This window comes from Rahnella selenatireducens, assembly GCF_046449555.1.
GTDB classification, from domain to species: Bacteria; Pseudomonadota; Gammaproteobacteria; order Enterobacterales; family Enterobacteriaceae; genus Rahnella; species Rahnella selenatireducens.
Genome location: NZ_JBKEZJ010000001.1, coordinates 360,551 through 384,628, shown reverse-complemented (window position 1 = coordinate 384,628; position 24,078 = coordinate 360,551). Strand labels below are relative to the sequence as shown.

25 protein-coding genes, 3 tRNA genes and 1 other RNA gene are annotated in these 24,078 nt (G+C 51.9%); 21 read left to right on the top strand and 8 right to left on the bottom strand.

What is annotated here, in order from left to right; genetic code table 11:
• Window positions 1-12 precede the first annotated feature (12 nt).
• From odhB to pnuC, 20 genes are all read left to right on the top strand, one after another.
• Window positions 13-1,242 carry a 2-oxoglutarate dehydrogenase complex dihydrolipoyllysine-residue succinyltransferase gene (gene odhB / locus ACLBVC_RS01885; protein ID WP_101077380.1) on the top strand — a complete coding sequence of 410 codons (1,230 nt, stop codon included), beginning with the start codon at window positions 13-15 and terminating at the stop codon, window positions 1,240-1,242.
• A 96-nt stretch (window positions 1,243-1,338) separates the two neighbouring features.
• The gene (gene sucC, locus ACLBVC_RS01880) at window positions 1,339-2,505 is read left to right on the top strand and encodes an ADP-forming succinate--CoA ligase subunit beta (protein ID WP_101077379.1); all 1,167 of its coding nucleotides are present in this window, start codon (window positions 1,339-1,341) and stop codon (window positions 2,503-2,505) included.
• Window positions 2,505-3,377 (top strand): succinate--CoA ligase subunit alpha, encoded by an 873-nt coding sequence (sucD, locus tag ACLBVC_RS01875; RefSeq protein WP_195814167.1) that lies wholly within the window; start codon window positions 2,505-2,507, stop codon window positions 3,375-3,377. Before sucC ends, sucD begins: the two co-directional genes overlap by 1 nt.
• A gap of 717 nt (window positions 3,378-4,094) precedes the next feature.
• The gene (gene cydA / locus ACLBVC_RS01870; RefSeq protein WP_218520691.1) at window positions 4,095-5,663 is read left to right on the top strand and encodes a cytochrome ubiquinol oxidase subunit I; all 1,569 of its coding nucleotides are present in this window, start codon (window positions 4,095-4,097) and stop codon (window positions 5,661-5,663) included.
• A 15-nt stretch (window positions 5,664-5,678) separates the two neighbouring features.
• Window positions 5,679-6,818 (top strand): cytochrome d ubiquinol oxidase subunit II, encoded by a 1,140-nt coding sequence (cydB, locus tag ACLBVC_RS01865; RefSeq protein ID WP_195814166.1) that lies wholly within the window; start codon window positions 5,679-5,681, stop codon window positions 6,816-6,818.
• A gap of 10 nt (window positions 6,819-6,828) precedes the next feature.
• Window positions 6,829-6,942, top strand: coding sequence for a cytochrome bd-I oxidase subunit CydX (cydX, locus tag ACLBVC_RS01860; protein WP_101077375.1), 114 nt, complete (start codon window positions 6,829-6,831; stop codon window positions 6,940-6,942).
• A gap of 2 nt (window positions 6,943-6,944) precedes the next feature.
• Window positions 6,945-7,238, top strand: a complete 294-nt coding sequence (gene ybgE, locus ACLBVC_RS01855; RefSeq protein WP_195814165.1) for a cyd operon protein YbgE — start codon at window positions 6,945-6,947, stop codon at window positions 7,236-7,238.
• Between the two features lie 151 nt (window positions 7,239-7,389).
• Window positions 7,390-7,794 carry a tol-pal system-associated acyl-CoA thioesterase gene (ybgC, locus tag ACLBVC_RS01850; protein ID WP_095921211.1) on the top strand — a complete coding sequence of 135 codons (405 nt, stop codon included), beginning with the start codon at window positions 7,390-7,392 and terminating at the stop codon, window positions 7,792-7,794.
• Window positions 7,791-8,480, top strand: a complete 690-nt coding sequence (tolQ, locus tag ACLBVC_RS01845; protein WP_013576430.1) for a Tol-Pal system protein TolQ — start codon at window positions 7,791-7,793, stop codon at window positions 8,478-8,480. Before ybgC ends, tolQ begins: the two co-directional genes overlap by 4 nt.
• An 11-nt stretch (window positions 8,481-8,491) precedes the next feature.
• Window positions 8,492-8,923, top strand: coding sequence for a colicin uptake protein TolR (tolR, locus tag ACLBVC_RS01840; protein ID WP_410147766.1), 432 nt, complete (start codon window positions 8,492-8,494; stop codon window positions 8,921-8,923).
• A 115-nt stretch (window positions 8,924-9,038) separates the two neighbouring features.
• Window positions 9,039-10,292, top strand: coding sequence for a cell envelope integrity protein TolA (gene tolA / locus ACLBVC_RS01835; RefSeq protein ID WP_410147765.1), 1,254 nt, complete (start codon window positions 9,039-9,041; stop codon window positions 10,290-10,292).
• Between the two features lie 130 nt (window positions 10,293-10,422).
• Window positions 10,423-11,715, top strand: coding sequence for a Tol-Pal system beta propeller repeat protein TolB (tolB, locus tag ACLBVC_RS01830; RefSeq protein ID WP_104922885.1), 1,293 nt, complete (start codon window positions 10,423-10,425; stop codon window positions 11,713-11,715).
• Window positions 11,716-11,762: 47 nt separating this feature from the next.
• Window positions 11,763-12,272, top strand: a complete 510-nt coding sequence (gene pal, locus ACLBVC_RS01825; RefSeq protein ID WP_152326499.1) for a peptidoglycan-associated lipoprotein Pal — start codon at window positions 11,763-11,765, stop codon at window positions 12,270-12,272.
• Between the two features lie 9 nt (window positions 12,273-12,281).
• The gene (cpoB, locus tag ACLBVC_RS01820; protein WP_410147764.1) at window positions 12,282-13,076 is read left to right on the top strand and encodes a cell division protein CpoB; all 795 of its coding nucleotides are present in this window, start codon (window positions 12,282-12,284) and stop codon (window positions 13,074-13,076) included.
• A 197-nt stretch (window positions 13,077-13,273) separates the two neighbouring features.
• Window positions 13,274-13,349 (top strand) — tRNA-Lys (locus ACLBVC_RS01815).
• Window positions 13,350-13,544: 195 nt separating this feature from the next.
• Window positions 13,545-13,620 (top strand) — tRNA-Lys (locus tag ACLBVC_RS01810).
• Between the two features lie 14 nt (window positions 13,621-13,634).
• A non-coding RNA gene (locus ACLBVC_RS01805) (RtT sRNA) lies at window positions 13,635-13,755 on the top strand.
• Window positions 13,756-13,800: 45 nt separating this feature from the next.
• Window positions 13,801-13,876, top strand: a tRNA-Lys gene (locus ACLBVC_RS01800).
• 314 nt (window positions 13,877-14,190) lie between these two features.
• Window positions 14,191-15,255: a quinolinate synthase NadA gene (gene nadA, locus ACLBVC_RS01795; protein WP_410147763.1), complete on the top strand. Its 1,065-nt coding sequence runs from the start codon at window positions 14,191-14,193 to the stop codon at window positions 15,253-15,255.
• Between the two features lie 41 nt (window positions 15,256-15,296).
• The gene (gene pnuC / locus ACLBVC_RS01790; protein WP_410148072.1) at window positions 15,297-16,019 is read left to right on the top strand and encodes a nicotinamide riboside transporter PnuC; all 723 of its coding nucleotides are present in this window, start codon (window positions 15,297-15,299) and stop codon (window positions 16,017-16,019) included.
• A 62-nt stretch (window positions 16,020-16,081) separates the two neighbouring features.
• On the opposite strand, the gene zitB is transcribed toward pnuC, so the two are convergent.
• Both zitB and ACLBVC_RS01780 read right to left on the bottom strand, forming a co-directional pair.
• Window positions 16,082-17,032 carry a CDF family zinc transporter ZitB gene (gene zitB / locus ACLBVC_RS01785; RefSeq protein ID WP_410147762.1) on the bottom strand — a complete coding sequence of 317 codons (951 nt, stop codon included), beginning with the start codon at window positions 17,030-17,032 and terminating at the stop codon, window positions 16,082-16,084.
• Window positions 17,033-17,160: 128 nt separating this feature from the next.
• Window positions 17,161-17,487: a protein YbgS gene (locus ACLBVC_RS01780; RefSeq protein ID WP_410147761.1), complete on the bottom strand. Its 327-nt coding sequence runs from the start codon at window positions 17,485-17,487 to the stop codon at window positions 17,161-17,163.
• A gap of 212 nt (window positions 17,488-17,699) precedes the next feature.
• Between ACLBVC_RS01780 and aroG the strand changes: the two genes are divergently transcribed.
• A complete protein-coding gene (aroG, locus tag ACLBVC_RS01775; RefSeq protein WP_410147760.1) occupies window positions 17,700-18,752 on the top strand; it encodes a 3-deoxy-7-phosphoheptulonate synthase AroG in 1,053 nt (350 codons plus the stop codon).
• A 66-nt stretch (window positions 18,753-18,818) separates the two neighbouring features.
• Here aroG and ACLBVC_RS01770 read toward each other — a convergent pair whose 3' ends face one another.
• The 6 genes from ACLBVC_RS01770 to galT form a co-directional block, all read right to left on the bottom strand.
• Entirely contained in the window at window positions 18,819-19,289 is a 471-nt protein-coding gene (locus ACLBVC_RS01770) for a GNAT family N-acetyltransferase (protein ID WP_410148071.1), read from the bottom strand.
• An 83-nt stretch (window positions 19,290-19,372) separates the two neighbouring features.
• Window positions 19,373-20,125 (bottom strand): 2,3-diphosphoglycerate-dependent phosphoglycerate mutase, encoded by a 753-nt coding sequence (gene gpmA / locus ACLBVC_RS01765; protein WP_410147758.1) that lies wholly within the window; start codon window positions 20,123-20,125, stop codon window positions 19,373-19,375.
• Window positions 20,126-20,330: 205 nt separating this feature from the next.
• Entirely contained in the window at window positions 20,331-20,663 is a 333-nt protein-coding gene (locus ACLBVC_RS01760) for a PsiF family protein (protein ID WP_410147756.1), read from the bottom strand.
• Window positions 20,664-20,826: 163 nt separating this feature from the next.
• The gene (gene galM, locus ACLBVC_RS01755) at window positions 20,827-21,873 is read right to left on the bottom strand and encodes a galactose-1-epimerase (RefSeq protein ID WP_410147755.1); all 1,047 of its coding nucleotides are present in this window, start codon (window positions 21,871-21,873) and stop codon (window positions 20,827-20,829) included.
• Window positions 21,867-23,015 (bottom strand): galactokinase, encoded by a 1,149-nt coding sequence (gene galK, locus ACLBVC_RS01750; RefSeq protein WP_410147753.1) that lies wholly within the window; start codon window positions 23,013-23,015, stop codon window positions 21,867-21,869. Before galK ends, galM begins: the two co-directional genes overlap by 7 nt.
• Complete coding sequence (galT, locus tag ACLBVC_RS01745; RefSeq protein WP_410147751.1) at window positions 23,015-24,064, bottom strand: galactose-1-phosphate uridylyltransferase; 1,050 nt, start codon at window positions 24,062-24,064, stop codon at window positions 23,015-23,017. Before galT ends, galK begins: the two co-directional genes overlap by 1 nt.
• Between the last annotated feature and the right edge of the window lie 14 nt (window positions 24,065-24,078).

Genomic DNA, 24,078 nt, shown 5'->3' with positions numbered 1-24,078 from the left:
GAAGGATTTATAATGAGTAGCGTAGATATTCTGGTCCCTGACCTTCCTGAATCCGTGGCAGATGCGACGGTTGCAACCTGGCATAAAAAACCGGGCGACAGCGTTGAGCGTGACGATGTACTGGTAGAAATTGAAACCGATAAAGTGGTTCTGGAAGTGCCGGCAAGTGAAGCCGGTATTCTGGACAGCATTATCGAAGATGAAGGTGCAACAGTCATTTCCCGTCAGATTCTGGCGCGCATTCGTCCGGGTAACAGCTCCGGTAAGCCAAGCACTGAGAAAAGCTCCGATAAAGAAGCGACTCCTGCTGCACGCCATACCGCCGCTCTGGAAGAAGAAAGCAACGACGCGCTCAGCCCGGCAATCCGCCGTCTGATTGCTGAGCATTCTCTGGATGCCAACGCGATCAAAGGCAGTGGTGTCGGGGGGCGTCTGACCCGTGAAGATGTCGAGCAACACCTGGCGAAAGCCAAAGACGCGAAACCTGCTGCGGCTCCGGCAGCAGCTCCTGCGGCGACCAGCGCTGCACCGGCTCTGGGTTCACGCAGCGAAAAACGCGTGCCGATGACTCGTCTGCGTAAACGTGTTGCTGAGCGTCTGCTTGAAGCGAAAAACAGCACCGCAATGCTGACAACTTTCAACGAAATCAACATGAAGCCAATCATGGATCTGCGTAAGCAGTACGGTGATGGTTTCGAAAAACGTCACGGTGTACGTCTGGGCTTCATGTCTTTCTATCTGAAAGCCGTGGTTGAAGCGCTGAAACGTTACCCGGAAGTGAACGCTTCTATTGATGGCGAAGATGTGGTTTACCACAACTACTTCGATGTGAGCATCGCCGTCTCTACGCCTCGCGGCCTGGTAACGCCGGTTCTGCGCGATGTGGATACGCTGGGTATGGCTGACATCGAGAAGCAAATCAAAGAGCTGGCGATCAAAGGCCGTGACGGCAAACTGAAAGTGGAAGAACTGACCGGCGGTAACTTTACCGTGACCAACGGCGGTGTCTTCGGCTCACTGATGTCGACCCCGATTATCAACCCACCGCAGAGTGCGATTCTGGGCATGCATGCCATTAAAGATCGTCCGATGGCGGTAAACGGTCAGGTTGTGATCTTGCCAATGATGTATTTGGCACTGTCCTACGATCACCGTCTGGTTGATGGCCGCGAATCTGTCGGCTTCCTGGTGACCATTAAAGAAATGCTGGAAGATCCGGCTCGTCTGCTGCTGGACGTTTAGTCCCCGGCGGAACGAAAGAAATAGAGATCGTAAAAATCTGTGGCACAGCCCGCTGTGCCCTGATAAGCCTTCCTACTAAAGAATGGATAGAACATCATGAATTTACACGAGTATCAGGCGAAACAGCTGTTCCTGCGCTACGGCCTGCCAGCACCAACGGGCTTCGCCTGTTCCACGCCGCGTGAAGCGGAAGAGGCTGCATCGAAAATCGGTGCCGGTCCGTGGGTGGTAAAATGTCAGGTTCATGCCGGTGGCCGCGGTAAAGCGGGCGGCGTGAAAGTGGTGAAAAGCAAAGAAGAAATTCGTGCTTTTGCTGAACACTGGTTGGGCAAACGTCTGGTGACTTACCAGACAGACGCACTGGGTCAGCCGGTTAACCAGATCCTGGTTGAATCCGCGACAGACATCGACAAAGAATTGTACCTCGGCGCTGTGGTAGACCGCAGCTCACGCCGCGTGGTGTTCATGGCGTCTACTGAAGGCGGCGTGGAAATCGAGAAAGTGGCTGAAGAAACGCCACACCTGATCCACAAAGTTGCACTGGATCCGCTGGCAGGACCGCAGCCTTATCAGGGACGTGAACTGGCATTCAAACTGGGTCTGACCGGTAAGCAGGTTCAGCAGTTCACCAAGATCTTCATGGGTCTGGCCAACATCTTCCTTGAGCGCGATCTGGCGCTGATCGAAATCAACCCGCTGGTGGTGACCACCGCTGGCGACCTGATCTGCCTCGACGGCAAGCTGGGCGCAGACGGCAACGCATTGTTCCGTCAGCCAGAATTGCGCGAAATGCGCGATTACAGCCAGGAAGATGCCCGCGAATCTCAGGCAGCGCAGTGGGAACTGAACTACGTTGCGCTCGACGGCAACATCGGTTGCATGGTGAACGGTGCCGGTCTGGCAATGGGTACCATGGACATCGTGAAACTGCACGGTGGTGAACCGGCTAACTTCCTGGATGTTGGCGGCGGTGCGACCAAAGAACGCGTAACAGAAGCCTTCAAAATCATCCTGTCCGATGAAAAAGTGAAAGCCGTCTTCGTAAACATCTTCGGCGGTATTGTTCGTTGCGACCTGATCGCCGACGGTATCATCGGTGCGGTGGAAGAAGTGGGCGTCAGCGTGCCGGTTGTGGTGCGTCTTGAAGGTAACAATGCCGAGCTGGGTGCCAAAAAACTGGCAGACAGCGGTTTGAACATCATTGCAGCGACCAGCCTGACGAATGCGGCTCAACAAGTTGTCGCGGCAGTGGAGGGGAAATAATGTCGATTTTAATCAACAAGAACACCAAAGTTATCTGCCAGGGTTTCACCGGTAGCCAGGGGACTTTCCACTCCGAACAAGCCATCGCTTACGGCACAAAAATGGTTGGTGGTGTCACGCCAGGCAAAGGCGGCACCGAACATCTGGGTCTGCCAGTGTTCAACACCGTTCGCGAAGCGGTTGAGACTACCGGCGCGACTGCGTCTGTGATTTATGTTCCCGCGCCATTCTGCAAAGATTCCATTCTGGAAGCGCTGGATGCAGGCATCAAACTGATCATTTGTATCACTGAAGGTATCCCGACGCTGGATATGCTGGTAGTTAAAGTGAAACTGGACCAGAGCGATGCGGTCATGATCGGGCCAAACTGCCCGGGCGTGATCACCCCCGGCGAATGCAAAATCGGCATCATGCCGGGCCATATTCACCTGCCGGGCAAAGTGGGTATCGTTTCCCGCTCGGGCACGCTGACGTATGAAGCGGTTAAACAGACCACAGATTACGGCTATGGCCAGTCTACCTGTGTCGGTATCGGCGGTGACCCGATCCCGGGCTCTAACTTCATCGATATCCTGAAGTTGTTCCAGGAAGATCCGCAGACTGAAGTTATCGTGATGATCGGTGAAATTGGCGGTAACGCGGAAGAAGAAGCGGCGGCTTATATTCAGGCACACGTGACCAAACCGGTAGTGGGCTACATCGCCGGTGTGACTGCGCCAAAAGGCAAACGTATGGGTCATGCAGGCGCCATCATTGCTGGTGGCAAAGGTACGGCTGACGAGAAGTTTGCTGCACTGGAAGCTGCGGGTGTGAAGACTGTTCGCAGCCTGGCCGATATCGGCGAAGCCGTGAAATCTGTTCTGCCACAGTAAGTATTACCTGTCGCGCCGGGCCATGTTCCTGCACGACCTGAGTCATTTCATATGACTTACGATTCGACATGTTGGCCACCTTCGGGTGGCCTTTTTTATTTTATCTAAAATATTTAACAATTGCCGATATGAGCTATATTTATTAACAGAGCACGATAGGTTCATTGGAAATAAAAGGTTAATAAATGGGTTTTAAAAGGTAGCGATTTAGATATTAAACACAACCTTAAAAGCACAACAAATTAACAATAAATACACCATTAAAGATCAGTGAAACCAACGGTTAACATTCTGAAATGTTTTTTCAGAAATTGATGTAGATATTATAGAAATAAACAATGAGATAGGCTTAAATTGCGTCAGATCAATTACGACGATCTACGCTGTTTTGTCGTTAAATTGACCTGTGCGCGGAAATCCGCTTTGGGTCACTAAAAAACCTATTTAATGTGTGGGATTACTGGCGTAACATAATGGTCCTGTAACATCAGTTTTTGTATGTTTATTTTTCCCCGAGATTTTCCCGTTCATCAGCCTCTTAGAGGCTCGCTGGTCGTGTCTTTTCCGGGTATCAGAATGCCTTGAACGGCTTCACTCAGCTGAACTCTGCATTTCTGTTCTACACACATTTGAATACTGGTAGTCATGAGGCGTTCCGGCAACCGGTTCGTCAAAGATCGCAATTTGGGGTCTTCCTCCGAGGAGCAAGGGGTCAAGATGTTTGATATCGTTGAACTGTCGCGTTTACAGTTTGCTTTAACAGCCATGTACCATTTCCTATTTGTCCCATTAACGCTGGGTATGGCGTTTATACTGGCAATTATGGAAACGGTGTATGTGCTTTCCGGCAAACAAATTTATAAAGATATGACCAAATTCTGGGGCAAACTTTTTGCAATTAACTTTGCAATTGGCGTTGCTACCGGTTTAACCATGGAATTCCAGTTCGGGACTAACTGGTCATATTTCTCACATTACGTCGGTGATATCTTCGGTGCGCCTCTGGCGATTGAAGGTTTGATGGCGTTCTTCCTGGAATCAACATTAGTCGGCCTCTTCTTCTTCGGTTGGGATCGCCTGTCTAAAGTTCAGCACATGGCAGTGACCTGGTTTGTTGCCCTCGGCTCAAACCTGTCTGCTTTGTGGATCCTGGTGGCGAACGGCTGGATGCAAAACCCGATTGCTTCAACCTTTAACTACGAAACCATGCGCATGGAAATGGTCAGCTTCTCCGAGCTGGTTCTGAATCCGGTTGCGCAGGTTAAATTCGTACACACCGTGGCATCCGGTTATGTGACAGGTGCGATGTTCGTTCTGGCTATCAGCTCTTACTACCTGCTGAAAGGTCGCGATGTGGGCTTTGCAAAACGCTCTTTTGCTATCGCGGCAAGCTTCGGCCTGGCGGCTGTACTGTCTGTTATCGTGCTGGGTGATGAATCCGGTTACGAAATGGGTGACGTACAGAAAACCAAACTGGCGGCAATCGAAGCAGAGTGGGATACCCAACCTGCACCGGCCAGCTTTACGCTGTTCGGCCTGCCAAATCAGGACAAAATGGAAAATGAATACGCCATTCAGATCCCTTACCTGCTCGGCCTGATTGCAACGCGTTCTGTGGATACGCCGGTCACCGGTCTGAGAGACCTGATGGCGCAACACGAAGTGCGTATCCGTAACGGGATGAAAGCGTACAACCTGCTGGAAGAGTTACGCGCAGGGAATACCGATCCAACCGTTCGCAGTGACTTTGAAAAAACCAAACAAGACTTGGGCTACGGTATGTTGCTGAAACGCTATACCGACAAAGTGACCGATGCGACTGACGCACAAATCCAGAAAGCGACGAAAGATTCTATTCCGCGCGTTCTGCCTCTGTACTTCGCATTCCGTATCATGGTTGCCTGCGGCATCCTGATGCTGGTTCTGATTGGCCTGTCATTCTTCGCTGTGGTTCGCGGCAAAATTGGCGAAAAACGCTGGTTGCATCGCGCCGTGTTGTTTGGCCTGCCATTACCATGGATTGCGGTTGAGTCTGGCTGGTTCGTTGCGGAATACGGCCGTCAGCCGTGGGCGATTGGTGAGGTTTTACCAACGGCCATTGCGCACTCTTCACTGACCGTCGGTGATGTGCTGTCATCAATGATCCTGATCTGCGGCTTGTACACCCTGTTCCTGGTCGCTGAGATGTTCCTGATGTTCAAATATGTACGTCTGGGGCCAAGCAGCCTGAAAACAGGGCGCTATCATTTTGAAAAACCTTCAGCCCCGCTTGAGCAAGCTCAGTAATTAGGGAGTCCGACTATGTTCGATTATGAAAGTTTACGGTTCATCTGGTGGGCGCTGATTGGCGTGCTGTTTATCGGCTTCGCGGTCACCGATGGATTTGATATGGGTGTGGGGATTCTGGTGCGGATCATCGGTAAAACCGATACCGATCGCCGGATCATGATCAATGCGATCGCCCCGCACTGGGACGGTAACCAGGTCTGGCTGATCACCGCCGGTGGTGCGTTATTTGCTGCATGGCCGATGGTTTATGCAGCAGCGTTCTCGGGTTTTTATGCGGCGATGGTTCTTGTACTGTGCGCATTGTTCTTCCGTCCGCTGGGCTTTGACTACCGTTCAAAACTGGACAACGCGCGCTGGCGTGGAATGTGGGACTGGGGCATCTTCATTGGTAGCTTCGTGCCATCTCTGGTCTTTGGTGTGGCCTTCGGTAACCTGTTACAGGGCGTGCCGTTCCACATTGATACCGACTTGCGTCTGTTCTATACCGGTAACCTGATTCAGCTGCTGAATCCGTTTGGTATTCTGGCCGGTCTGGTCAGCCTGACCATGCTGATTACGCAGGGCGCAACGTATCTGCAAATGCGTACTGTCGGCGAACTGCATTTGCGTACTCGTAATGCCTCGCAGATTTCTGCGCTGATCATGATGGTTTGCTTCCTGCTGGCAGGGATCTGGCTGGTTAAAGGGATTGATGGCTTCACCGTGACTTCGGTACTGGATCACGCGGGCCCGTCAAATCCGCTGCACAAAACAGTTTCTCATGAAGCGGGCGCATGGCTGGCTAACTTCAACAAGATCCCCGCTCTGTGGGCTATCCCTGCTCTGGGTGTGATTCTGCCGCTGCTGACAATCCTGTTCTCCCGTCTGAATAAAGCGGCGCTGGCTTTCGTCAGTAACTCACTGACTATCGCCTGTGTGATCCTGACTGCCGGTATCACCATGTTCCCGTTCGTTATGCCGTCAATTACTGATCCCAACGTCAGCCTGACCATGTGGGATGCAACGTCGACCTTACTGACGTTGAGAGTGATGACCGTTGTGGCGTGTATCTTCGTGCCAATCATCCTGATTTACACCTCATGGGCGTATTACAAGATGTTCGGGCGCCTCGATAAAGCGTACATCGAGAACAACAAGCATTCGCTGTATTAAGGAGAAAACCATGTGGTATTTTGCCTGGATCCTCGGCACTTTGCTGGCTTGCTCGTTTGGTATCATGACCGCGCTGGCGCTTGAGCACAGCGAAGCCAATAAAGCTGCAAAAGAAGAGAAGTAACGATGAGTGTGATCGCGGATAAAGTTTACGCCATCACAGACAAGGGCCCCTTGAGGGCCCTTTCACTTGTGATGTCGCTGCTGCTTGCCGGTTGTGTTTTCTGGAAACCGGGCATGTTTGCCTCGTCGACCAGCCAGCTGGAAGTGTGGCACGGGCTCATTCTGATATGGGCTGTTTGTAGCGGTGTTATTCACGGTCTGGGTTTTCGTCCGAAAAATTCGGTGTGGAAATCATTTTTTTCACCGTTACTGGCGATGATTGCACTGGCTGCGGGTCTGTTTTACTTCTTCAGCTGACTTTTATCGTCTTAAAAATACACAGATTTACAGTAATCTTCCTATGGGCCGTTCCGGCCCATAATTATTTTCGTTCCGGCATTGCAACCCATTCCCAACCCCAATTCTCTTGCGTATAGTAGTGCCGTCAAATTGCATTACGGGATGTAGAGTGAGTAATTCGTTGTTCCGATGGCCGGTTCGTGTCTATTACGAAGACACAGACGCGGGAGGTGTGGTCTACCATGCCCGATACGTCGCCTTTTTTGAAAGGGCTCGCACAGAGATGTTGCGCCAACGCAATTTTCACCAGCAGCAGTTGCTGGGAGAACATGTCGCTTTTGCTGTCCGCCGCATGACGGTCGAATACTTTGCACCAGCTCGCTTAGATGACTTGCTGGATGTTCAGAGTGAGATTACGTCCATTCGCGGAGCTTCTCTTACTTTTGCACAACGAATTCTTGATTCGCATGGAAACCTTCTGAGTTCTGCAGAAGTGTTGATTGCATGCATTGATCCACACCAAATGAAGCCCCGAGCGCTTCCTAAGTCTATTGTCGCGGAGTTTAAGCAGTGACTGACATGAACATTCTTGATTTATTTTTGAAGGCCAGCATCCTGGTTAAGCTGATTATGCTTGTCCTGGTGTGCTTTTCTATCGCGTCCTGGGCGATCATCATTCAACGCACGAAAGTGCTGAATGCCGCCACCCGCGAGGCAGAAGCGTTCGAAGATAAATTCTGGTCCGGTATTGAGCTTTCCCGTTTGTATCAGGAAAGCCAGGGCCGCCGCGAAACCCTGAGCGGGGCAGAGCAAATCTTCCATTCTGGTTTTAAAGAATTCGCCCGTTTACACCGTGCCAACAGCCACGCGCCAGAGGCGGTGATTGAAGGGTCTTCACGTGCAATGCGCATTTCCTTTAACCGTGAACTCGAATCCCTTGAAACACACATTCCTTTCCTCGGCACCGTCGGTTCCATCAGCCCGTATATCGGTTTATTCGGTACGGTCTGGGGGATCATGCACGCCTTTATCGGTTTAGGTTCCGTGAAACAAGCGACCCTGCAAATGGTTGCTCCTGGTATCGCAGAAGCACTGATTGCCACGGCGATTGGTCTGTTCGCCGCTATTCCGGCGGTTATGGCGTACAACCGCCTTAACCAGCGTGTGAACAAGCTTGAGCAAAACTACGATAACTTCATGGAAGAATTCACGGCTATCCTGCACCGTCAGGCTTTCTCTCGCGAAACCAGCAGTAACTAAAGGGGGAGAGTATGGCTCGTTCACGAGGTCGTCGTAACCGGCGCGAAGGTAAGTCGGAGATCAACATCGTTCCGCTGCTGGACGTACTGCTGGTTCTGTTACTGATTTTTATGGCAACAGCACCGATCATTACTCAGAGCGTGGAAGTTGACTTACCTGATGCAACGGATTCTAAAACGGTGTCCAGCGATGATAACCCGCCTGTGATTGTTGAAGTTTCAGGCGTCGGTCAATACACCATTGTGGTGGATCATCAGCGCATGGAACAACTGCCTGAACAACAGGTTATCGCAGAAGCGACCAGCCGTATTCAGGCCAATCCGAAGACGGTATTCCTGATCGGCGGCGCGAAAGATGTACCTTATGAGGAGATCATCAAGGCGCTGAATATGCTGCATCAGGCTGGCGTGAAGTCAGTCGGATTGATGACACAACCTATCTGAGGATAGGTAATTTGTAACACTTATTTGAAACCCGGCATTCCCTGGCTTGCTAAAAGAGTAAGACAGGCGCTACAGGATCCCGGGTTTTTAGTAATCCTGTCTTGGGAAATCTATTTTGGTAAAGGCAACTGCAACTGAACAAAACGATAAGCTCAAACGCGCCGTTATTGTTTCGGTCGTTCTGCATATCATCATTATAGCCCTGTTGATTTGGGGATCGCTGGACGAAGATACCAGCATGAGCGGTGGCGGCGGGGGTAGCGATATCTCAGCCGTAATGGTTGATCCAAGTGCTGTGGTCGATCAGTACAACCGTCAGCAACAGCAGCAGGCTGATTCCCAGCGTGCTGCCGCAGCGCGTCAGAAAAAATCAGAGCAACAGGCTGAAGAGCTTCAGCAGAAACAGGCCGCAGAACAGCAACACCTGAAAGAGCTTGAAAAAGAGCGTCTTCAGGCACAGGAAGATGCAAAGCAGCAGGCGCAGGAACAGGCTCAGCAGCAGAAACAAGCCGCTGAACAACAGAAACAAGCGCAGCAGGCTGCTGAGCAGGCGAAAGAACAACAGAAGCAGGCCGAAGCTGCCGCCGCACAGGCGAAAGCTGAAGCGGCAAAAGAAGCGGCTCAGGCTAAGGCCGATGCGGCGAAAGAAGCTGCAAAAGCGCAGGCTGATGCACAGAAAAAAGCCGCAGCCGAAGCGAAGAAACAGGCTGAAGCCGAAGCCGCCGCAGCGGCTGCGGCCGCGAAAAAACAGGCCGAGGCTGACGCGAAGAAAGAAGCGGCTGCTGAGGCGAAGAAACAAGCTGCCGCAGAGGCTAAAGCTCAGGCTGCCGCCGATGCGAAAGCGCAAGCTGACGCAGACGCCAAAGCTGCTGCGGATGCGAAAGCCGCCGCTGCAGCTGAGAAAAAAGCTGAAGCGGCTGCTGCAGCCAAGAAAGCCGCAGCCGATAAGAAAGCGGCCGCCGCCGCCGCCGCAAAAGAATCTGCTGATGCCAATAACTTATTTGACGGGCTGGCCGATTCTAAAAATGCGCCGAAAGGTTCAACGGGCGGTGGGGCTTCTGCTCCGGCAGGTAAAGGAACACAGAAAAAGGCGGGTGCATCCGGTGCCGATATTGCTAACTATGGCAGCCAGATAAAGGCGGCTATTGAGAGCAGATTCTATGACGCGTCATCGTATGCGGGTAAAACCTGTTCATTGCGCGTTAAAATGAACCCGGATGGCTCGCTTATCAGCGTGTCAGCGGAAGGTGGGGATCCAGCACTTTGTCAGGCAGCGCTAGCCGCGGCCCGACAGGCGAAGTTCCCGAAACCGCCTTCTGAAGCAGTCTATGAAGTATTTAAAAATGCTCCGATAGATTTTAAACCGTAGAAAGACGAAAATAATTTCTTTTCAGAATTTTACGATGGATTGCAGGGTGTAATTCTAGTTTTGTATGCGTTGGTTTGTTAAAATTCTGCTAAATTATCGCGGGCAGATACGTCCAGATAAGGGAGATACAATGAAGCAGGCATTTCGAGTAGCGTTCGGCCTTTTGATGATGTGGGCATCTGTAGTACATGCAGAAGTTCGCATTGAAATTACTCAGGGCGTAGATACCGCTCGTCCGATTGGTGTTGTGCCATTCAAATGGGCGGGTCCGGGTACTCCACCTGAAGATGTTGGCGGCATTGTTGCTGCTGACTTACGCAACAGCGGTAAATTTAATCCTATTGATGCATCGCGCATGCCACAACAGCCAACTTCAGCGGCAGAAGTTACCCCTGCTGCCTGGACTGCTTTGGGCATCGATGCCGTTGTTATCGGTCAGGTTCAGCCTGCAGCCGATGGCAGCTATGTTGTTTCTTACCAGCTGGTTGACACCTCTGGTGCTCCGGGCACCGTACTGGCACAAAACCAGTATAAAGTGACCAAGCAGTGGTTGCGTTATTCTGCTCATACCGCCAGTGATGAAGTTTTCGAAAAACTGACCGGTGTTAAAGGCGCATTCCGCACCCGTATTGCTTACATCGTGCAGACTAACGGCGGCAAATTCCCATACGAACTGCGTGTCGCGGATTACGATGGTTACAATCAGTTCGTTGTTCACCGTTCACCAGAGCCTCTGATGTCTCCTGCCTGGTCTCCGGACGGTAGCAAACTGGCTTACGTGACTTTCGAAAGCGGTCGTTCAGCGTTGGTTGTGCAGACACTGGCGAACAGTGCTATCAAACAGATTGCTTCTTTCCCACGCCACAACGGCGCTCCGGCATTCTCTCCGGACGGGTCTAAACTGGCATTCGCGTTGTCTAAAGACGGCAGCCTTAACCTGTATGTGATGAACCTGGGTTCAGGTCAGATCTCTCAGGTCACTAACGGCCGTAGCAACAATACCGAACCAACCTGGTTCCCGGATAGCCAGAACCTGGCATTCACGTCGGATCAAGGCGGTCGTCCTCAGGTATATAAAGTTAATATTAATGGCGGTGCGCCTCAGCGTCTGACATGGGAAGGCTCACAGAATCAGGACTCTGACGTAAGTGCAGATGGTAAATTCCTGGTCATGGTGAGCAGCGCCAGCGGTACACAGCACATCGCTAAACAAGATCTGGCAACGGGAGCCGTTCAAACATTGACGGACACGTTCCTGGATGAAACGCCTAGCCTCGCACCTAACGGCACTATGGTTATCTACAGCTCCTCTCAAGGACTGGGTTCTGTATTGCAACTGGTATCGACTGATGGGCGCTTCAAAGCGCGTCTTCCGGCAACTGATGGACAGGTCAAATTCCCTGCCTGGTCGCCGTATCTGTAATGCATAGAAAACTATGTATGGCAAAAAATTATAAAAGGATCGAATAGATGCAACTGAATAAAGTGCTGAAAGGGCTGATGCTGGCATTGCCTGTTCTGGCAGTCGCTGCGTGTAGTTCTCACAAAAACGCGGACAACGACCAATCAGGTATGGGTCTGAACTCTGGCACTGGCGCAGAAAGCGGCAACATGTCTTCTGAAGAGCAAGCTCGTCTGCAGATGCAAGAACTGCAGAAAAACAACATCGTTTATTTTGGCCTGGACAAATACGATGTTTCTTCAGAATTCGCTCAGATGTTAGACGCGCACGCAGCATTCCTGCGTAGCAACCCGTCTTACAAAGTGACTGTTGAAGGTCATGCTGACGAACGTGGTACTCCAGAGTACAACATCGCCCTGGGCGAACGTCGTGCTACTGCTGTTAAAATGTACCTGCAAGGTAAAGGCGTTTCTGCCGACCAGATCTCTATCGTTTCTTACGGTAAAGAAAAACCAGCTGTACTGGGCCATGACGAAGCGGCTTACGCTAAAAACCGTCGTGCCGTACTGGTTTACTAAGAGAATAGTATGAGCAGTAACTTCAGAACTCACCTGTTGAGTCTGTCGTTACTGGTTGGCGTAGCGGTCCCATGGGCCGCTACTGCCCAAGCGCCAATCAGTAATGTCGGCTCAGGCTCGATAGAAGATCGGGTCACCTCTCTGGAGCGTATTTCGAACGCTCACAGCCAGCTATTAACTCAACTCCAGCAACAACTTTCTGATTCCCAACGTGATATGGATACTCTTCGTGGTCAAATCCAGGAGAACCAGTATCAGTTGAGTCAGCTTGCTGATCGTCAGAAGCAGATTTTCAACCAGATGGACAGCCTGAGCCAGGGTGCAGCCGGAGCCGCCAGTACGGGCGCTGCAGCAGCCACTGGCGATGCGTCTGGTAATGCTGCAGCCGCAACGCCTGACGCAGGTGCTGCGCAAGCCCCTGCAAGCACAGGCGATGTGAACAGCGACTACAACGCCGCTGTTTCTCTGGCGCTGGAAAAGAAACAATATGATGAGGCGATTGCTGCCTTTCAGAGTTTCGTTAAGAAATACCCGGATTCTACATACCAGCCTAATGCCAACTATTGGTTAGGCCAGTTGTATTACAACAAGGGTAAAAAAGACGACGCTGCTTATTATTTTGCGGTTGTGGTCAAAAACTATCCGAAGTCCCCAAAAAGTTCTGACGCGATGTTCAAGGTTGGGGTGATCATGCAGGAGAAAGGGCAGGCCGATAAAGCCAAAGCCGTCTACGCGCAGGTCATAAAACAGTACCCAAACACCGACGCGGCAAAACAAGCTCAAAAACGTTTATCTGCGAAGTAGTTCCCAATTCAGGACCGGAAAATGTACACATCGTGCATTTTCTGGGCTTGAGTGTGTGAAAGTCCAGCAGTTAAGCATCTTTGTGAAAATTAAAGTTGCACTGAAAAGTTAAATAAGTAATATATGCCGCCGTTGCCCAGACAACTCCAAACGGCTAACGCTGTTAGAGATTTAGGCAATTTGCAGTAGGTTTAGAGGGGCCGTTAGCTCAGTTGGTAGAGCAGTTGACTTTTAATCAATTGGTCGCTGGTTCGAATCCAGCACGGCCCACCACTCTTAAAGTGGATATATATAGTGAAGCAGTGAAGGATGAGAACTCTGGTTCGAGGCGAGACGACAACGCGCAGCGTTGCCCGCAGGGTGAGGTCGAAGACCGAATCAATCCAGCATGGCCCACAAAGCTAAACAAACAGCAAGTGGCTTGCACACCAACTGCAAGACACGAAGGCAGTAAGAAGTATTCAGGAAGGGCCGTTAGCTCAGTTGGTAGAGCAGTTGACTTTTAATCAATTGGTCGCTGGTTCGAATCCAGCACGGCCCACCACTCTTAAGTGGATATATGTAGTGAAGCAGTGATGGATGAGAACCATGGGTTCGAGCCGAGCGAAGCGAGACGACAACGCGCAGCGTTGCCCGCAGGGTGAGGTCGAAGACCGAATCAATCCAGCACGGCCCACAACTCTTAAGTGGTTAATCCTGAATAAGTAGTATAAAGCATTTAGATGGGCCGTTAGCTCAGTTGGTAGAGCAGTTGACTTTTAATCAATTGGTCGCTGGTTCGAATCCAGCACGGCCCACCACTTTTAAAGTGAGCCATCTAAATTGCAAAGATGTCTACTTCATAAAATTCAGAAAAAAGCGCCTTTAGGCGCTTTTTTCGCATTCAGACCTCTATATTTCTCACATTATCTTAATCTGCCTTTATCCACATAATCCCAATACACCTCTCTTTTAAGTCTAGTAAACATTTAAAGCCATAAGAACAAAATTTGGACGACTTACCGCTTTTTTTACGGTATTTTGTTTAGCATACAAAACCAGTGGGTTTAATCTGTTAAACCGGCTGTGGCTTCCGGCCTTCAGGTTCATTACCTGACAGAATGAGATAAAGAGTATGAGCGAAACATTGGATCTGAATGCGACGGTGTATCCTTTCCCACCTAAACCCGCAGTTCTGAATGCAGATGAAAAGACCTTCTATAAAGAGAAGATTAAGAAACTGCTGAAAGAGCGCGACGCCGTTATGGTCGCGCATTATTACACTGATCCTGAAATCCAGGCGCTGGCAGAAGAAACCGGCGGTATCGTCGCGGATTCACTGGAGATGGCCCGTTTCGGCAGCCAGCATCCGGCGTCGACGCTGCTGGTGGCGGGTGTCCGGTTTATGGGTGAAACGGCCAAAATCCTCAGCCCTGAAAAAACGGTTCTGATGCCTACACTCAACGCGGAGTGCTCTCTGGACTTAGGTTGCCCGGAACAGGAATTCTCGGATTTCTGCGACAGTCACCCTGATCGCACCGTAGTGGTCTACGCTAATACTTCGGCGGCGGTAAAAGCACGAGCTGACTGGGTCGTCACTTCAAGCATTGCGGTAGAACTGATTCAACACCTTGATAGTTTGGGTGAAAAAATCATCTGGGCGCCGGATCGTCATCTCGGAAATTACGTTCGTAAGCAGACAGGTGCAGACGTACTCTGCTGGCAAGGTGCCTGTATCGTCCATGACGAGTTTAAAACCCAGGCGCTGACCCGCATGAAGGGTTTATACCCTGATGCGGCTATCCTGGTGCATCCTGAGTCTCCTCAGGCGATCGTGGATATGGCCGATGCCGTCGGTTCTACCAGCCAGCTGATTCAGGCCGCAAAAACGTTGCCGCAAAAACAGCTTATTGTGGCAACGGATCGCGGTATTTTTTACAAAATGCAGCAGGCTTGTCCGGATAAAGAATTATTTGAAGCGCCAACTGCAGGCGAAGGTGCCAGCTGCCGTACCTGCGCACATTGCCCGTGGATGGCGATGAATGGCCTGAAAGCTATTGCAGAAGGACTGGAACATGGCGGAGCAGAACATGCCATTGAAGTGGATGAAGCACTGCGCGTGAAATCACTGATCCCGCTGAACCGCATGCTGGATTTCGCGGCTCAGTTGACGTTGCGGGCGCAGACCAAAGCGCTCTGAACCGACAAGATTTTCAGGACAATTAACGGAAGGATGCGATGATGGATTTTTTCAGTACCAGCAATATTCTGGTTCATATTCCTCTTGGGAAAGGAGGTTATGATCTTTCGTGGATCGAAGCCGTCGGGACGATTTTTGGTTTGCTTTGCATCTGGTTCGCCAGCAAAGAAAAGCTGATCAACTATCCGTTCGGCCTGATCAACGTGACTCTGTTTGCAATTATCTTCTTCCAGATCCAGCTCTATGCCAGCTTGCTGCTTCAGGTGTTCTTCTTCGCCGCCAATATTTACGGCTGGTACGCCTGGAGCCGACAGACAGCCGATCAGCAGGCGGAATTGCAGATCCGCTGGTTGTCGCGCGGAAAGGCGTTGTTATGGGGGGTTATCTGCGTGGCAGGTATCGCGCTGATGACCTTCAATATTGATCGCGTTTTCGCCGCGCTCACGCTCGTTGCAGTGAATGTTATGCAGGCGGTGGGGCTTAACGTCAATATGCCAGAGCTTCAGCCCGATGCGTTCCCGTTCTGGGATTCGTCCATGATGGTGCTGTCGATTGTCGCCATGCTGCTGATGACGCGCAAATACGTCGAAAACTGGCTGGTGTGGGTGGTGATTGATGTCATCAGTGTGGCCATTTTTGCCTATCAGGGCGTTTATGCCATGGCGCTGGAATATGTTCTGCTGACGCTGATTGCCCTCAACGGCTCATGGCTGTGGATCAAAAGTGCCCGGCAGAACGGTTCGCGGCCATTGCAGAAAATCTGATCCGTATCCCATAAAAAAACTCCGACCGGAGGCGTTTTGCTTTCAGGCGCAAAACCACGGAATCAATGATGATGCGCGTGACTGTGCCCGTGGTGATCGTGTCCGGAGCTTACTGACTGAACTTCGTTGATCTCACAATCCGGTGTTTCACAATGACCGTATTCCATCTGAATGGTGGCGTGGCCGATACGGTACTTGTCCAGCAGATGGTGCTGAATACGGTCAAGCAGGGCGTCATGGTCATGCGGCGGAACAACCTGCACGTGCAGCGTCATCAGGCGCTGTTCACCAATCTGCCAGACGTGAACATGATGAACGTTGCGCACTTCCGGGATGCTCATCGACAGATCCTTGCGTAGCTTATCGATATCAATTTCCTGCGGCGTCCCTTCAAGCAGTTCGTGAAAACTCTCACGCATCAGCCTCCAGGCATTGCTGAGCACTAAGCACGAAACCAGTACCGACAGAATCGGGTCGATAGGTGTCCAGCCGGTGTACATAATGATCAGCGCCGCTGTAACCGCCCCAATGGAGCCCAGTAAATCGCCCAGAACATGCAGCGCCGCAGCGCGCACGTTGATATTGGCTTTCTCTTCGCCCTGATGCAGCAGCCAGAACGCCAGAATATTGGCAAAAAGACCGGCAATCGCAATCACCAGCATGGTCGTGCCCATCACCGGCTGAGGGCTGAAGAAACGTGCGATGGCCTCCCATACGATCAGCACGACAATCACCAGTAGCGCGGCGGCATTCACAAACGCGGCCATGGTGGTCAGACGTAAATAACCAAACGTATGCCGCGCGTTGGGTTTGCGTTTTGCAAAACGCACGGCTAACAGCGCGACCAGCAATGCTGCGGCGTCGGTCAGCATATGTCCTGCATCAGCGAGCAACGCCAGCGAGCCGGATATCAGGCCACCGATCACTTCCGCCACCATGAAAATCACGGTGACCAGAAATGCCAGCAACAGCCTGCGTCCATTTTTATCCTGAGGTAATAAAGAGGAAGACATATCAGTATTCACAAAAGAGATGAAGATAGATCATTACAATAACGTAATCGTCATGTGATGCAAGAAAGGGGCAGAGAAGAAAAAGAGGAACCGAAGTTCCCCTTTGTAGCCTTTTACCGCTACTGAAATCAGTTACCGGTGGCTTTAGACTGACTGGTTCCCGGCACCTGATTCGGACAACGTCCGTCTTTGCACATGGTTTTTTTATGGATCTGAGATTCACTCATCTTGTGCTCAGTTTTATGGGCTTTTTTATGCACTTCATTGATCGGTTTGTCGGTATCGTTGATTTTGCTGTTATCAACACCGTTCGGCGCGATTTTCTGAACAGAACCCGGGCTGTCCGACGCATTAGCCGCGCCGTTATTTGAACCCGCATCAGTACTCGCAGCGAATGCGGCGCCAGAAGCCAGGGCCATTGTGGCGGTCAGTAACACTATTGCAAGTCTCTTCATAACCTCATCTCCATCTTTGGTTGTGATTCGTTTTTTCGTGCTCGTCGTGGTGAAGCCAATGATTAGGAAGCTTAGCGAATGAATTCATGTCCTGAATCAAAATGAGACTATTCGTAGGTGTCAAAGTAGGTTTACACCGGCTATCAATACGGCTAGATTGAACGCGGTCAGCGTTTCGCTTTGTCTCTTATGAACACCCGAATGGAACAGTTATGAATTATCAAAACGACGATTTACGCATCAAAGAAATTAAGGAACTTTTGCCACCTGTAGCGTTGCTGGAAAAGTTTCCCGCCACTGACAAAGCGGCAAAGACGGTGTCTCATGCACGCAATGCGATTCATAAGATCCTGAAAGGAAACGACGATCGTCTTCTCGTTGTCATCGGTCCTTGCTCAATCAACGATCCTAAAGCCGCTAAAGAGTACGCAGCACGCCTGCTGAAAATGCGCGAAGAATTGCAGGGTGAACTGGAAGTCGTCATGCGGGTTTACTTCGAAAAACCGCGCACGACTGTCGGCTGGAAAGGGTTGATCAACGACCCGCACATGAACAACAGCTACCAGATTAACGATGGTTTGCGCATTGCCCGCAAATTGTTACTGGATATTAACGACACCGGTCTGCCTGCGGCGGGTGAATTCCTGGACATGATCACGCCACAATATCTGGCGGATTTGATGAGCTGGGGCGCGATTGGCGCACGTACTACAGAATCTCAGGTTCACCGTGAGCTTTCCTCCGGTTTATCCTGCCCGGTGGGTTTCAAAAACGGCACTGATGGCACCATTAAAGTGGCGATCGACGCAATTAACGCAGCCGGTGCGCCGCACTGCTTCCTTTCTGTGACCAAGTGGGGCCATTCCGCTATCGTTAACACCAGCGGGAACAACGACTGCCACATCATTCTGCGCGGCGGCAAAAAACCAAACTACAGCGCACAGGACGTACTGGAAGTGAAAGACGGCCTGAAAAAAGGCGGCCTGCCAGCCCGCATCATGATCGACTTCAGCCACGCCAACAGCAGCAAACAATTCAAAAAACAGATGGAAGTCTGTGAAGACGTTTGCGGTCAGATTGCCGGTGGCGAACAGGCGATTATGGGCGTGATGGTTGAAAGCCATCTGGTAGAAGGCAATCAGAGCCTCGACAGCGGCGAGCCGCTGGTTTACGGCCAGAGCGTGACCGATGCGTGCATTGGCTGGGAAGATACCGAAGTGCTGCTGCGTAGCCTCGCGAACGCAGTCAAAGCACGCCGCGGCTAATCTGTCACAGCAATTCTGAACTGAGCCCCGTTAATGCGGGGCTTTTTTGTGGCTGCAAAACACGGCTCACAATTCGCAGCGCATATCCATGCAAAGCAGGCTGGCATTTGCCAGTTCCGAGCGATAAACGCTTTCCTTTACCAGACAGAATCCGTTTCTTTTGTAGAACTCAAAAGCATTAGGCGTCGATGACAACTTCAGTTCAGAAAATCCCAGCGACTTTGCTTCCGCTTTTATCGCGTTGAGGATTTGCGTCGCGAGGCCTTTCCCTTCAAATCCGGGACGCGTAAAAATAGCTTCAACGCTTGCGTTTTCAACATCAAGAAATCCGGTGGCGGCCGGAAAACCTTCCGGTGCGTCGGCAACAAAAAAAGGATTGCGGGTAATCGCGTTCGGGAATCCTGCGGGCATCTGATCAGGTGTCCATGCCGTCAGGATTGACTCTGCGTAAGTATTTTTGCATCCGTGGCGGATAGCCAGATTCCTTATTTCCCAAAGCTGTTCTGCTTCGTGCGGTGATGCTCGTCTGATCGACATAGAATTCTCCCTAATGAAACCTGCAAAAAAGGCATGCTTTCGCATGCCTTTTCGCATTTCTGAATTGATTCAGAAACCGCTAATTACTTCGCTTTACCCTGGTTTGCCACGGCCGCGGCTTTCGCTGCGATTTCATCGGCATTGCCCAGATAATAACGTTTGATTGGTTTGAAGTTTTCGTCGAATTCGTAAACCAGTGGAACACCGGTAGGGATGTTCAGTTCCAGGATTTCGTCTTCGCTCAGGTTATCCAGATATTTAACCAGCGCACGCAGGGAGTTACCGTGAGCCGCGATGATCACGCGCTCGCCGCTTTCGATGCGAGGTTTGATCACTTCTGTCCAGTAAGGAATAACGCGTTCGATGGTCAGTGCAAGGCTTTCTGTGGTTGGCAGCTCTTCCTGAGACAGTTTTGCATAACGCGGATCATGGCCTGGGAAGCGCTCATCAGCACGATCCAGTTCTGGTGGAGTCACAGCAAAACCACGACGCCATTGTTTAACTTGCTCGTCGCCGTACTTCTGTGCTGTTTCTGCTTTATCCAGGCCCTGCAACGCGCCGTAATGACGTTCGTTCAGTTTCCAGGATTTCTCAACCGGCAGCCATGGCTGGTTAAGTTCGTCCAAAACGCTCCACAGAGTATGGATGGCACGTTTCAGCACAGAGGTGTAAGCGAAGTCAAATTGGAAGCCTTCGTCTTTCAGCAGCTGACCCGCAGCTTTTGCTTCAGTACGGCCCTTGTCGGACAGTTCAACATCATGCCAACCGGTAAAACGGTTTTCTTTGTTCCACTCACTTTCACCGTGTCTTACCAGCACCAGCTTGGTTACAGCCATAGCTAAACTCCTCAGTTAACTGAATTTTCAATGATAACAGTTATCATTATAGGGGCTGGGCATCCCGATCGGCAATCTGAATGTATTCAGGAAACCTATGTGTGACGCCCGTTTGTCTTAAACATAACGAATTTGCTGTGGCGATGTAAAACAAAACGCGCAGACGGTCACCCGGACAGCGCGTTTTGTGCAAAAGGACAGCGGATTAGCTGGCTTTTTTCAGGCAGGTACTCATGAAGGTTTTGCGGGCGTCGCCTTTAAGTTCTTGTTTCGCCGCATCAGCATTACAGGTTTTCATCTTTTTCTGCTGTGGATTCATTTTATCGTATGTTTTAGCCTCGGCTTTCAGGCAGTTGCTCATGAACTTTTTGCGCTCATCGCCCTTAAGCGATTGTGTGGTGGCCTGCTGATTACAGTCAGTCATTTTCTGGCGCTGCTCAGTCTGAGCGGGGGAAGGCACTTTTACGGGATCCGCGGCCAGTGCAGAACCCGCCGTACACAAGGTCGCCAGCAGGGATAACACAACGGGTAAACGCATAACGAACTCCTTTTTGAACGTCCTTTTCGCAGGACACCCTCTAAGCGTAGATGCGGGAGGCGGCTTTAGCTGAAAAAGTGCTGACGCAGATGCGTGATGAGTCACAAATTTGCAGAAGGGAAAAGCGTAAAGGGCAGGTTTGGATGAACCTGCCCTGAGAAGATTACAGCGCGAAGAATTGGTAGATCGTGGCGGATTTGTACGTCTGGCCCGGTTTAATCCAGCAGCTTTGCTGCGGCCAGGTTGCGTGGTTCGGGCTGTCTGGCAGGAATTCACTTTCCAGCGCAACGCCGCTGTAGCTGGCATATTCGCCGCCGCTGCGGTTTGGCGTGCCACCGAGGAAGTTGCCGCTATACAATTGCACTGCCGGTGCTGAGGTGAACATCGTCATTTTCACTTTGCCATCAGCTGACCACAAATGCGCAGCCGGATTGGTGCCGGCATTGCAGGTGCGGTTCAGCAAATACGCGTGGTCGTAACCTTTCACGCGTTGCTGGTCGCGATCGCTGAGGAAATCTTTCGCCAGCATTTTCGGCGCAGTGAAATTCATGCCGGTATTTTCAACGGGCGTCGGATCGGCACACGGGATCCCGTCGCTGTCGACCGGCAGAAAGCGGTCAGCAAACAGTTGCAGCTTGTGCTGTCGGGCATCTGTGCCTTCGCCGTCGAGATTGAAATAGGCATGGTTGGTCAGATTGACCGGGCAGAGCTTATCTACCGTCGCTTCATAGCGGATTTCCAGACGGTTATCATCGGTCAACTGATAATGCACTTTCGCCGTCATATTGCCCGGATATCCCTGATCGCCGTCGGCAGAAAACAGCCCGAACGTCAGCTTCTGCGCGGTTTGCTCAAGAATTTTCCAGCGACGCGCATGAAAACCCTCCGGGCCGCCGTGCAGCTGATGTACGCCCTGATTGGCGACGACCAGATGCGGTTTGCCTTCAATCTCAAACTGCGAGCGGGCGATGCGGTTGGCGTAGCGCCCGACGGTCGCGCCAAGATAGGCGCTTTGATTCATATAGTCGTGCGGTGTCTGGCAGCCGAGCAGCAGTTCACGGGTCGAGCCGTTAGCCAGCGGCAGCGTAAAGGATAACCAGGTCGCGCCCCAGTCCATGAATGTGGCGGTAGCGCCCGCCGCATTCTGTAGCGTCACCTGTTCAAACGGCTGGCCATCGGGCGCCAGCTGTGTGTTTTCAGGTTTTAACATATGCCAGCCCCCTGGGAAGCGGTGCAAACGTAGAAGGTTTCTTTCAGGCCGCTGTGGGCGTGATATTGCTGTTCAACGGCGTGACGGACTTTCTCCACCATCTCTGTCGGAACGAGTGCCACGATGCAGCCGCCGAAGCCGCCGCCGGTCATGCGCACGCCGCCTTTATCGCCAATCACTTCTTTGACGATTTCGACCAGTTTGTCGATTTGCGGGACGGTGATTTCAAAATCATCGCGCATGGAAGCGTGAGATTCCGCCATCAGTTCGCCCATGCGTTTCAGGTCGCCGCTGGCCAGTGCGTCAGCCGCTGCCAGAGTACGATCGTTTTCCGTGATCACGTGGCGTGCACGGCGTGCAACCACCGGATCCAGTTCATCCTGAATGGAGAAGAACAGGGCAGGGTCTACGTCGCGCAAGGCTTTCACGCCGAAGAAGCGGGCAGCCACTTCACACTGTTCGCGGCGGGCGTTGTATTCGCTGTCAACCAGACCGCGTTTCACGTTGGAGTTGATGATCACCACGGCTGCGTTTTCCGGCATAGACACGGCACGGGTTTCCAGCGAACGGCAGTCGATCAGCAGGGAATGGTTTTCTTTGCCGAGGGCAGAAATCAGCTGATCCATAATCCCGCAGTTGCAACCGACGAACTGGTTCTCTGCTTCCTGACCGTTCAGTGCCAGCGCCACGCCGTCCAGCGGCAAATCATAAAGAGATTTCAACGCCTGGCCGACGGCGACTTCCAGAGATGCAGAAGAACTCAGCCCTGCGCCCTGAGGCACGTTGCCGCTGATCACCATGTCCGCGCCGGAGAAATCTTTGTTACGCAGCATCAGGTGTTTCACCACGCCACGCACGTAGTTGGCCCACGGATGCGCGTCGCTGTGCAGGATCGGCTCGTCGAGAGAGAAGGTATCTTCCTCGTTGTCGTAATCGGCGGCGATCACGCGGATCACACGGTCATTACGCTGTGCGCAGGCGATCACCGTTTCATAATCGATGGCGCAGGGTAAAACGAAACCGTCGTTGTAATCGGTATGTTCGCCAATCAGGTTAACGCGACCCGGCGCTTTGATGGTGATCGTGGCAGGGTAACCGAATTTGTCGGCAAAGATTTCCAGGGTTTTGGTTTTCAATTTCATTATTGTTCTCCGGCTTCACGATAGTGGATATCACTCACCGCCCGCAAACGCTCGGCAGCTTGTTCCGCCGTCAGGTCGCGTTGGGTCTCAGCCAGCATTTCGTAGCCGACCATAAATTTGCGCACCGTGGCTGAACGCAGCAACGGTGGGTAGAAATGGGCATGCAGCTGCCAGTGTTCGTGGTCGCCTTCGGTAAACGGCGCGCCGTGCCAGCCCATGGAATACGGGAAAGAGCACTGGAACAGATTGTCATAGCGGCTGGTCAGTTTTTTCAGCGCCAGCGCTAAATCACTGCGCTGCGCATCCGTCAGTTCGGTAATGCGCTTGACGTGGACTTTTGGCAGCAGCAGCGTTTCGAACGGCCACGCCGCCCAGTAAGGCACCACGGCCAGCCAGTGTTCGGTTTCAACCACCGTGCGGCTGCCGTCTGCCAGCTCGCGCTGCACGTAATCCACCAGCATGGGCGAACCTTGCTCGTCGAGATAAGTGCGTTGCAGACGGTCTTCGCGCTCGGCTTCATTAGGCAGGAAACTGTTCGCCCAAATCTGGCCATGCGGATGCGGGTTAGAACATCCCATCGCCGCGCCTTTATTCTCAAAAACCTGCACCCACGGATAGGTTTTCCCTAAATCCGCACTTTGCTCCTGCCAGGTTCTGACGATTTCCGTCAGTGCTTCCACGGAAAGCTGCGGCAGCGTTTTGCTGTGATCCGGCGAGAAACAGATAACCCGGCTGGTGCCACGTGCGCTCTGGACCCGCATCAGCGGGTCATCGTTTTCCGGCGCAAACGGCGTGTCCGGCATCAGCGCCGCGTAATCGTTGGTGAACACGAAAGTGCCGGTGTATTTCGGGTTCACATCGCCCGTTACGCGGGTATTGCCCGGGCAGAGGAAACAGTCCGGATCGTGCGAAGGCAGAACCTCCTGCGAAACGGCTTCCTGCTGGCCCTGCCACGGGCGTTTGGCCCGGTGCGGGCTCACTAAAATCCACTGATCGGTCAGCGGATTGTAGCGGCGATGTGGATGATCAATCGGGTTAAACGTCGTCATAAACTTTCCTTGGT

Coding starts and splice junctions, on each gene's coding strand:
- pnuC (WP_410148072.1), top strand. CDS start 15,297: ATGGATTTTTTCAGTACCAGCAATATTCTGGTTCATATTCCTCTTGGG.
- ybgE (WP_195814165.1), top strand. CDS start 6,945: ATGAGTGTGATCGCGGATAAAGTTTACGCCATCACAGACAAGGGCCCC.
- tolB (WP_104922885.1), top strand. CDS start 10,423: ATGAAGCAGGCATTTCGAGTAGCGTTCGGCCTTTTGATGATGTGGGCA.
- zitB (WP_410147762.1), bottom strand. CDS start 17,032: ATGTCTTCCTCTTTATTACCTCAGGATAAAAATGGACGCAGGCTGTTG.
- odhB (WP_101077380.1), top strand. CDS start 13: ATGAGTAGCGTAGATATTCTGGTCCCTGACCTTCCTGAATCCGTGGCA.
- galM (WP_410147755.1), bottom strand. CDS start 21,873: ATGTTAAAACCTGAAAACACACAGCTGGCGCCCGATGGCCAGCCGTTT.
- ACLBVC_RS01780 (WP_410147761.1), bottom strand. CDS start 17,487: ATGAAGAGACTTGCAATAGTGTTACTGACCGCCACAATGGCCCTGGCT.
- ACLBVC_RS01770 (WP_410148071.1), bottom strand. CDS start 19,289: ATGTCGATCAGACGAGCATCACCGCACGAAGCAGAACAGCTTTGGGAA.
- sucC (WP_101077379.1), top strand. CDS start 1,339: ATGAATTTACACGAGTATCAGGCGAAACAGCTGTTCCTGCGCTACGGC.
- galK (WP_410147753.1), bottom strand. CDS start 23,015: ATGAAATTGAAAACCAAAACCCTGGAAATCTTTGCCGACAAATTCGGT.
- sucD (WP_195814167.1), top strand. CDS start 2,505: ATGTCGATTTTAATCAACAAGAACACCAAAGTTATCTGCCAGGGTTTC.
- cydX (WP_101077375.1), top strand. CDS start 6,829: ATGTGGTATTTTGCCTGGATCCTCGGCACTTTGCTGGCTTGCTCGTTT.
- galT (WP_410147751.1), bottom strand. CDS start 24,064: ATGACGACGTTTAACCCGATTGATCATCCACATCGCCGCTACAATCCG.
- ACLBVC_RS01760 (WP_410147756.1), bottom strand. CDS start 20,663: ATGCGTTTACCCGTTGTGTTATCCCTGCTGGCGACCTTGTGTACGGCG.
- cydA (WP_218520691.1), top strand. CDS start 4,095: ATGTTTGATATCGTTGAACTGTCGCGTTTACAGTTTGCTTTAACAGCC.
- aroG (WP_410147760.1), top strand. CDS start 17,700: ATGAATTATCAAAACGACGATTTACGCATCAAAGAAATTAAGGAACTT.
- pal (WP_152326499.1), top strand. CDS start 11,763: ATGCAACTGAATAAAGTGCTGAAAGGGCTGATGCTGGCATTGCCTGTT.
- nadA (WP_410147763.1), top strand. CDS start 14,191: ATGAGCGAAACATTGGATCTGAATGCGACGGTGTATCCTTTCCCACCT.
- tolR (WP_410147766.1), top strand. CDS start 8,492: ATGGCTCGTTCACGAGGTCGTCGTAACCGGCGCGAAGGTAAGTCGGAG.
- cpoB (WP_410147764.1), top strand. CDS start 12,282: ATGAGCAGTAACTTCAGAACTCACCTGTTGAGTCTGTCGTTACTGGTT.
- cydB (WP_195814166.1), top strand. CDS start 5,679: ATGTTCGATTATGAAAGTTTACGGTTCATCTGGTGGGCGCTGATTGGC.
- gpmA (WP_410147758.1), bottom strand. CDS start 20,125: ATGGCTGTAACCAAGCTGGTGCTGGTAAGACACGGTGAAAGTGAGTGG.